3 protein-coding genes are annotated in these 2,179 nt (G+C 39.6%); all 3 read right to left on the reverse strand.

Annotation, left to right across the window (positions count from 1 at the left end; all coding sequences use genetic code 11):
* Window positions 1-509, reverse strand: a 509-nt coding sequence (locus HMPREF3190_RS00120; protein WP_156425659.1) for a hypothetical protein, incomplete at its 3' end; no start/stop codon positions are given.
* A 41-nt stretch (window positions 510-550) separates the two neighbouring features.
* Window positions 551-1,273, reverse strand: coding sequence for a hypothetical protein (locus HMPREF3190_RS00125; protein ID WP_066778981.1), 723 nt, complete (start codon window positions 1,271-1,273; stop codon window positions 551-553).
* Between the two features lie 141 nt (window positions 1,274-1,414).
* Window positions 1,415-2,131, reverse strand: a complete 717-nt coding sequence (locus HMPREF3190_RS00130; protein WP_066778983.1) for a hypothetical protein — start codon at window positions 2,129-2,131, stop codon at window positions 1,415-1,417.
* Window positions 2,132-2,179: the final 48 nt, after the last annotated feature.

The following is a 2,179-nucleotide window of genomic DNA, read 5'->3' on the forward strand; positions in this document are numbered from 1 at the left end:
CCGCCGTTAGAGTACACAATGAAGTAAAAAATACCTTTCCAGCCTGTTGGCGTTGGCGTGATGTCGTCAGTTACAAACTCACAATAATGTGATGCAGGACGTGTTGTTGCAACATGCGACATGCAACAATGTGCGCGATCTGGAATATCAACCTTAATACCCAAAGGATTATTTACTTCAGTGGTTAAGGCAAAATCCGATATGCCCCAGTCATCAATTACAGGACGTGCAAAATCCTTGATAAATTGAGGGATTTCCCAATTTGGCGGATCTGCACGCTTGAGATCAGTAATTGACGTAGTGTTGATTTCCATGTTCAATTTCCAGCAGTTCATGCCTGGATTCCACACAACTTGCCCTGTTTCAAAAGGATCGCCGATATTCTTATCGGCTGCTTTTGCTTGATGAGGTAAAAGCATGCACACGCTTAGCGCAAGTGCAGCGCAACCTACAAGCAAAACAAAAGCTTTGAGCAGCTTGTGTGATGTGTTTTTTAGTGCGTTTAGCATAAAATCACTCCTTTCATTAGCACTTTTATGGAAGATGTGCACTAAAACGTAATATCTTCATCGCTTAAATCATCGAGTCCTGCAAGATGTTCTGCATGATCGAGTTTTTCTGTAAATGTATGTTCTTGCTCGTCTTTAAGAAGTGTAAAATATGCACTTCTAACAGCACTGATGTATTTCCAGGCACTCGAGCGCATCTGCTCTAAATACGTCTTTACGCTTTTAACATTTTCAGAAACATCACTGTGGCATAAAAGGTGAGAAAGGTTTACAAGTGGTGCTTCTATTTCTTCACCAAAATGCCGAAGTGCCACAAATTGTGCATCCTCAGTACTTGGAAACTCTTGTGTGACTTGCTCTTTTGCGTGTGCATAAATCTCACTGTTATATGATGGTAAATACCCAGCATATGATTTTGTGAGATCGTTTTCGCTAAAGTAGTGCGCAACAGCAAATTTTGGGAACTTTTCTATGTCTTGCTGTGTTTTATCGCGCACTACAAACGCTACACCTTTTTTTGTAGTGTCAATGCTATAGCCTTTTTTCTTCCAGGCATCAACGTCAAGTAAGATGTGCGCATTAGGTTCACGCTCATATACATGTGTTAGGTTCATAATCGAAAATCGAGGAAAGCGAGCAACGATATTCAAAAATTCCTTATACAGCGCTGCGTCAGTAGCGCATTTAAGCATAAATTCTCGAGCGCTGCCATTAAGGGTGCGAGTGGTGAGGACTTCTTCACTACCGTTTTCTGTATCACTCATTTTTAACTCCTTAGTATGTTTTATCGAACTGAAATAAAAGTAGCCCTTAAAACGGCTTATATAGCGCGTTTTAAGACGGCATTTGTAGTAAAAAGGTATAAATATACCTTTTACTTTACTCAGGGCGCATGTGCACGAGGGTTAATCATGTTCGTTTCCGTTCTCTTTTTTATTGTTATTAAAGTTTTGTTGTGCATCGCGCACAACATGATTTTGTTCCGCTGCTCTATCTTCAACGCTATCCAGGTATGCAATAAATGGATTAACTTCTTTATTTACACCATTACATGCTTGTAGCGCATCTTCTTGTAGTTGAATGTATTTATCTTTCCAACTATGTATGCATGTTGCCGTAAGATATTCACTAGGAGAAAGCGATGAAATAAGTTCTATTTGAGTAGCGATACCATCATTATTGTGGGTCTGAATCTCATTGTGATTATTATCATAATACCGTGGTAGGTCATACTCTATATAATCCCGTAAGCGCGCTACATGTCGTAAGACATAGGGTACTGGACGCGCTCTTACACGAGTAGTATTGTTTTCTCCATCAATGGTATTCATGTTATGTATTGCGTCTTCAAAAGGATACGCAAAAAGTTTATAACCATCTGGGTTTGTATCAGAAAAAACAATAAAGCGTGCATTGGCTTTATCGAGACCTACAATAAATTGATCAGCTCGCAAGGCGTGCGTGCTAGCGTCCACAACTACAAGGGATTTATACAAGTAGTCATGAAATGCCTGATAGTAGGGAGGATTTTCTCCTTTTTCGTGTAAGCAATTTCGTACATGATTTAGGACTTTATCAATTTTACGCGACAATCTCTCAATATTTTCTCTATCATTATGCATAATGTTTTCCTATCTTTCCTGTTCATGTGGTGTATGGGGTGGTCGGTG

The organism is Umbribacter vaginalis (assembly GCA_001552935.1).
Classification (GTDB): Bacteria; Actinomycetota; Coriobacteriia; order Coriobacteriales; family Eggerthellaceae; genus Berryella; species Berryella vaginalis.

Excerpts from the sequence above, each read along its gene's own strand:
- HMPREF3190_RS00125 (WP_066778981.1), bottom strand. The coding sequence starts at position 1,273 with ATGAGTGATACAGAAAACGGTAGTGAAGAAGTCCTCACCACTCGCACC.
- HMPREF3190_RS00130 (WP_066778983.1), bottom strand. The coding sequence starts at position 2,131 with ATGCATAATGATAGAGAAAATATTGAGAGATTGTCGCGTAAAATTGAT.